Source organism: Mesorhizobium sp. M7A.F.Ca.US.014.04.1.1, assembly GCF_003998745.1.
GTDB lineage: Bacteria > Pseudomonadota > Alphaproteobacteria > Rhizobiales > Rhizobiaceae > Mesorhizobium > Mesorhizobium ciceri.
This window is the reverse complement of the sequence record NZ_RZRW01000357.1, coordinates 1-6,095: the sequence shown is the minus strand read 5'-3', so window position 1 is coordinate 6,095 and position 6,095 is coordinate 1. Positions and strand designations below refer to the sequence as shown.

Annotated in this window: 6 protein-coding genes and 1 riboswitch; of the genes, 4 read left to right on the top strand and 2 right to left on the bottom strand. The window is 62.7% G+C overall.

Annotation, left to right across the window (positions count from 1 at the left end; all coding sequences use genetic code 11):
* Positions 1-76: 76 nt before the first annotated feature.
* Positions 77-874: an aspartate/glutamate racemase family protein gene (locus tag EOA22_RS21815; RefSeq protein WP_013531948.1), complete on the bottom strand. Its 798-nt coding sequence runs from the start codon at positions 872-874 to the stop codon at positions 77-79.
* A gap of 221 nt (positions 875-1,095) precedes the next feature.
* On the opposite strand from EOA22_RS21815, the gene EOA22_RS21810 reads away from it, so the two are divergent.
* Together EOA22_RS21810 and EOA22_RS21805 are read left to right on the top strand one after the other, a co-directional pair.
* On the top strand, positions 1,096-2,376 hold the full coding sequence (locus EOA22_RS21810) for a D-amino acid dehydrogenase (protein WP_063167890.1): 1,281 nt from the start codon (positions 1,096-1,098) through the stop codon (positions 2,374-2,376).
* An 8-nt stretch (positions 2,377-2,384) separates the two neighbouring features.
* Positions 2,385-3,113 carry a GntR family transcriptional regulator gene (locus tag EOA22_RS21805; protein WP_024505339.1) on the top strand — a complete coding sequence of 243 codons (729 nt, stop codon included), beginning with the start codon at positions 2,385-2,387 and terminating at the stop codon, positions 3,111-3,113.
* 37 nt (positions 3,114-3,150) lie between these two features.
* Here the strand turns inward: EOA22_RS21805 and EOA22_RS21800 are convergent, their stop codons facing one another.
* Positions 3,151-4,152, bottom strand: a complete 1,002-nt coding sequence (locus EOA22_RS21800; protein WP_063167889.1) for a hypothetical protein — start codon at positions 4,150-4,152, stop codon at positions 3,151-3,153.
* A 244-nt stretch (positions 4,153-4,396) separates the two neighbouring features.
* Positions 4,397-4,483: riboswitch (glycine riboswitch) on the top strand.
* Between the two features lie 149 nt (positions 4,484-4,632).
* Between EOA22_RS21800 and gcvT the strand changes: the two genes are divergently transcribed.
* Together gcvT and gcvH are read left to right on the top strand one after the other, a co-directional pair.
* Positions 4,633-5,733, top strand: coding sequence for a glycine cleavage system aminomethyltransferase GcvT (gene gcvT / locus EOA22_RS21795; protein WP_063167888.1), 1,101 nt, complete (start codon positions 4,633-4,635; stop codon positions 5,731-5,733).
* A gap of 5 nt (positions 5,734-5,738) precedes the next feature.
* Positions 5,739-6,095, top strand: a 357-nt coding sequence (gcvH, locus tag EOA22_RS21790) for a glycine cleavage system protein GcvH (protein WP_127374413.1), incomplete at its 3' end; no start/stop codon positions are given.

Sequence of the window (6,095 nt, the reverse complement as noted above, 5' to 3'; positions counted from 1 at the left end):
GGCTATTGGGAAGACAATGGCTATGACTGGTACGGCGGGATCTGAGCTGCACACCGCAAATCCGGCGCTGAAGATGCTAGCCTAGCGAGCGGCGAAACAGCTCGCCTTTTCCGGCAATCTGCTCGCCAATGCCGCCAAGCCGCAGCATATGCCAGGCAAGTGCATGGTTGCTGGAGGTGACCGGTTTCCCCAACTCCTTCTCGACCTCCTCGATGATGCGGGCAACGCGCATGCTGGTGCAGGAAACGAACACCGCATCACAGTCGCTCGACGCACCGATTTCCAAGATGGCCTGCTTGACCGATGCCGGCGTGATGCGTGCAACGACATTGTCGTCCGCCTCGTTGAAGGAGCCCATGACCGGAATATCCATCCCCCGCGCCATCAGCGATGCCCGCAGCGAATGATTGATTTTCGCCAAGTAAGGGGTGAGCAGCGCGATCCTCGAGACCCCCAGGGCCTTCAGCGCGGCGCGTGCCGCGGTCACCGGATTGGTCACCTGCACACCAGGCAGCACCTCGTGAACGCGCTCGGCAACCTTATCCTCGCCGATGACCAGCGCTCCCGACGTGCAGGCAAAGCCGATCACATCGAACTTGACGTCGGGCAAGAGTCCCACCGTTGCCGGGATTACCGCCGACATTTTCATCAGGTTTTCCGGTGTGATCTCGACATCGCTGTAGAGCCGCGCCTCGTACAGCGCGATGTCGCGCGCGGGCAGCGCATACCGGAATTCATCCTCGATGGTCTGGTCGGTCCGCAGCACGAGCAGGCCGAGATTGGCGCGCGTGCCGATACCGTCATCGGTCTTGAAGGGAATGTGTTCCTTGTCGAGGACAAGCGTGTCGTCGGCGCGGCTAACCGGGGCGTCCATGGCGCAGTCCCCTCCCTGATGCCAATCAGAATTGTCGACAATAGAAACGGCGATATTGCCGAAACTGTCAAGGGCTCTGTGCAGATCCTGGGAACCGGTAAACGCCTGAATTTTGCGCTTGCGCGGATCGCTTGTCCGTCGCCGACCCATTCACCGTTGACAGGGATCGGCGTCTTCCTATTGAATTGTCGACAATAGGAACACAGCCCTTCGGGACAGCAATGCGCGTATTGATCTTGGGCGGCGGCGTGGTCGGGATCACCACCACTTATCAGTTGCAAAAGGACGGCCACGCGGTCACTGTTCTCGAGCAGGCACCGCAGGTGGCCGAGGGCGCGAGCTGGGCAAATGCAGGCATGATCGCGCCCGGTCACTCCTTCGTCTGGTCATCACCAGCCGCGCCAAAAATCCTGCTGAAGTCGCTGTTCCTGAAAGACCAGGCGCTTCGCTTCAAACTTTCCGCCGACCCGCATCTCTACAGCTGGTCGCTGCGCTTCCTCAGGGAATGCACGGCCGCCAAAGCGCGTCGCAACACCCTCCTCAAACATCGGCTTGCGGTCCATTCCCAATCGGTCCTGCAGGCGGTCGTCAGGGAGGAATCGATCCAATACGACAGGACCTCGGCCGGCATCCTTTACTTCCACCGCAGCCGTCAGGCGCTCGACAAGGGCGTCGCCAACATGCGCCTGCTGGAGGCCGACGGCCAGGAGATCCGCATTGTCGACGCACAGGAAATCATTGACCGCGAGCCGGCGCTGGCTTCGTCGCGCGGCAGCATTGCCGGCGGCATAATGTGTCCAACCGATGAAACCGGCGACGCCGCCAAGTTCACGCGCGCGCTGGCGGCCATCGTCGAAACGAGGGGCGGCAAGATCCTGACAAGCACGAGGATCGTCGGGATCGAACGCAGGAATGACGCGATCATCCGGGTCGTCACCGACAAGGGAGAATTTCTGGCCGACACCTACGTTCTGTGTCTCGGCGCCGAAAGCCCGATCCTCGCCCGCAAGATCGGCCTTGGTTTGCCGATCTATCCGGTCAAAGGATATTCCCTGACCATTCCCATCGTCGACCCGGCGCTGGCTCCAAAACTCCCCGTCATCGATGAGCACAATCTCGTTGCCATCACGCCGATGGGCGATCGCATCCGCGTCACCGCCACCGCGGAATTCGCGGGCTATGATCGCAGCCACAAGCCTTCGGATTTCGCCTTCATGAAGCGCGTCACGCAGGACCTGTTCCCGCGCGGTATCGCCTATGATCGCGCCGAAATGCGGGCCTGCCTGAGACCCATGACGCCCGACAATCTGCCGATCCTCGGCCTGCGCAACATCAAGAACCTCTGGCTGAACACCGGCCACGGCCATATTGGATGGACGATGGCGCATGGATCGGCCCGCATCGTCGCCGACCTGATCGCCGGCCGGGCTGCGCCGATCGCCCTCGACGGTATCCTTCCCACACAGGCGCGGTTCGCCGAACCAAGCGCCGCAAAGGCTTGACCGACGCCATGCTCCGACCCACCAGGCACAGCAACCAGGACGACGATGCGGCGTTGGCATCCAAGCCGATCAAGACCGGCCCGCGCGTCTATGAAGAGATCCGTCGCATGGCGATGGACTATCGCTTCAAGCCGAACGAGCGCATCAACGAAGTGGCGCTTGCCGCGAGGCTGAATGTCAGCCGCAGCCCGATCAGGGAGGCCCTCCAGCGGCTGGTCACGGAGGAACTCATCACCTTCCAGACCAATCGCGGCTTCTTTTGCCGCGGCTTCGATGTCGACGAGGTCGTCAATCTTTCCGACGTGCGGGCGGTGCTTGAGGAGCGCTCCGTCAGGCTGGCGATCCAGCGCGCGACCAATGAAGAGCTCGCCGCGCTCGTCGACTGGTGGACGCTCACCATGGCGCGCGCCGACTCGTTTTCCAGCGCCGAGCTGACCGCCAGGGACGAGGAGTTTCACATCCGCATCGCCAGGCTGTCAGGCAATCCCGAACTGGCGCGCATGCTCGAAGGCATCAACACGCGCATCCATTTCGTTCGCAAGATCGAAGTGGAGAAGCACCGGCGACTGTCGACAACCTACACCGAACACAGCGAAATCGCCCGAGCCATGGTAACCCGCGATGCCGACACGGCCGCAAGGCTCATGCATGACCACATCGACATCAGTGTCGCCGATGCCATGTCGACCGTCCGGGAAGGCCTGGCCCGGATATACGTCGACGTCGATCAGATCTGACCAGCATCCCGGATCCGATTAAGCAATCCCTGGCCGGTCAGGCAACCTTGTCGAGCAGCGGCCTGAGCGCCGGGTGAATTTCCGGCGAGGCGTGCTTGATCAGGGTCAGCAGCGCGCGTTCGTTCTCGTAAAGTGGCCTGTCGACGCCGATATGTTCGATCAGCCAGCCGGCTTCGCCGGCATCGATCGTCTCGGCACGGCGGGCCAGGGCCTCGGCCGCCCTGTTCTTGGCTTCCCATTCGGCTTCGATGTCGCCAGGAGATCGGTAGGCCTCCATGATGCCGGCAAGCCCGCCGGAGATCATGCGGCTGAAGAAGCCGCCGATTTCCGGATCGGCATGTTCGAGGAAGGCGTCATGGCGCAGCGCCACGTCGCGCGTCGGTGCTTCGTAGCCGGCCGAGCACATGACGAAATTGGCGATCGCCTTGACGAACAGCTCGTTCCAGGACGGATCGTTTTGTCCTTGAGCAGTCCGCTCGTTGATCTTGAGCAGCACCTCGGCCTCGGCGCGCGTGATGGCGATGTTGCCGTCGCCGCCATGGGCATGGAGTATCCGGCGCAAAAGCTCGACCTCCGCCTGCGCGACGAGGCCCGGAGCCAGCGCGCCGCCGAGCATCAGCGGCCCCTTGCCGTCAATGACGGCATGCGCCACCTGCTCCAGCGCATACACACAAAGCTGGGCCGGCGACGATTTCGCCTGTTCCAGCACATGCACCAGCAATTCGAGTTCGGTCCGGCTGTCGACCATGCCGTCGCGCGAGATCGTGCGGATCAGCCAGTCGGCATTGTCCTGCGAGATATAGCCCGATGGCTTTTCCTGGTGGACGATATAGTCGGTGACCGCCTCAATGAAGAAGGGCGGCCATTCCTGGCATTTGTCCTTCGCCGTGGCATCGAGCGCGAACAGCGCCTCGGCCTCGCCACGCGTCACGACGCCGTCGCCGAACACTTCATGGCGCAACATCGCCACGTCCTCCGCGGCGATGCGGCTTTTCGAGGTCAGCCCGGCCACCGGCGCGCTCATGATCAATTCGCCCATTTGTCGTCCCCGTCCGCCGTCGCCAAGCGCCGGCCCCATAGCGTCACACAAGCCAACATATCAGCAGTGTCTTGAAAAACCGGCAAACGGCGTGGTTAGTGAAGACTTGTCGCCAACGCATGTCGCCTGACAGCGTGCCGCGGTTTGAAGAACGACATGCACGCGCTTTAGATGTTGCTGACAGGTGACAAGCCGTCGCGCGCAAGCTATGGATGGCGCGTCGAGGACTCAGGGTCTTGAGTCCTACCTGTTTGCGGGAGAGAACAGCGAGAGCTGTCGCCGAAGGGGAAATCGCCCGAAATCTCTCAGGCAAAAGAACCGTAGACGGGAAAGACACTCTGGAAAGTCGGGGCTTGCCCCCGCGCCGAAGGTGTAAGCGCCGCTGACAGAGTTCCGGCTGCGCGAGTCTCTCAGGCTTCAGACAGAGGGGCACGGACTGGTCGCCATTCGCGACCGATTGCGTGCGACTCTGGAGACGACATGGCGGGCGACGACACAAAACACCTTCCCCTTGAAGATATCCATATGGCCGCCGGTGCGCGCTTCGGCGCCTTTGCCGGCTGGTCGATGCCGCTGACCTATCCGGCCGGCGTCATGAAGGAACACCTTCACACCCGCGAGCAGGCCGGCCTGTTCGACATCTCGCACATGAAGCTGTTCGAGGTCAGCGGACCGGAAGCGGCGGCACTGCTCAACCGTGCTTGCCCACTGGATGCCGGCGCGCTCGAAATCTCGCAATCCAAACTGTCCTTTTTCCTCAACGAAGCAGGCGGCATCCTCGACGACCTGATCGTCACCAGGCTTAGCGATGCCAGGTTCATGGTGGTCGCCAATGCCGGCAACGCCGTAGCCGACGAAAAGCATTTGCGTGCACTTGCCGCGGATTTCGACGCCAGGATCGAGCCGCTCGACCGCGTCTTCCTGGCCATCCAGGGTCCTGAAGCCTGGGCCGCCCTTTCCCGCGCCGGCATCGAGACCGGCTCGCTGCTGTTCATGCATGGGGTCGAACCGCGCAAGAACTGGTTCATGAGCCGGTCGGGCTATACCGGCGAGGACGGGTTCGAGATCGGCTTGCCGGAGGCCGATGCACGCGACCTCGTCGCGAAGCTGCTCGGAGACGAGCGCGTGCTGTGGATCGGCCTGGCTGCGCGCGACAGCCTGCGCCTGGAGGCCGGTCTCTGCCTGCATGGCCAGGACATCACACCGGAAACCGACCCGGCCAGCGCCGCCTTGATGTGGGCAATTCCAAAGGACATCCGCGCTTCCGGCACTTTCATCGGCGCCGATGCGCTCCGCGCCGCGGTGGAACGAGGACCCGCGCAAAAGCGCGTCGGTTTGAAGCCGGAAGGCCGCCAGCCGGTGCGTGGCGGTGCCGCGCTCTTCGACGCCGACGGCAACCCGGCCGGCCATGTCACGTCGGGCGGCTTCGGCCCCTCGGCCGGCCATCCGGTCGCCATGGGCTATGTCTCGACACCTCTGGCAAAGCCCGGAATTCGGGTTTTCGCCGATGTGCGCGGCACGAAAATCCCAGTCGATATCAGCTCCCTGCCCTTCACACCGCATCGCTACCGAAAAGGATGATCTCAATGGCAACGACCTATTTCACATCAGATCACGAGTGGCTCCGCGTCGAGGGCGGCATCGCCACGGTCGGCATCACTGATTACGCGCAGGAGCAGCTCGGCGACCTCGTCTTCGTCGAACTGCCGGAGACGGGAAAGAAATTGACCAAGGGCGACACCGCCGTCGTGGTCGAATCCGTCAAGGCGGCGTCCGATGTCTATGCACCAGTCGACGGCGAGATCACCGAGGCCAACGGCACGCTGTCGTCGGATCCGTCACTGGTCAATTCGGCCGCAACAGGGGCCGGCTGGCTGTGGAAGATGAAGCTTGCCGACGAAAGCCAGCTCGCCGGTCTCATGGATGAGGCCGCCTACAAAGCC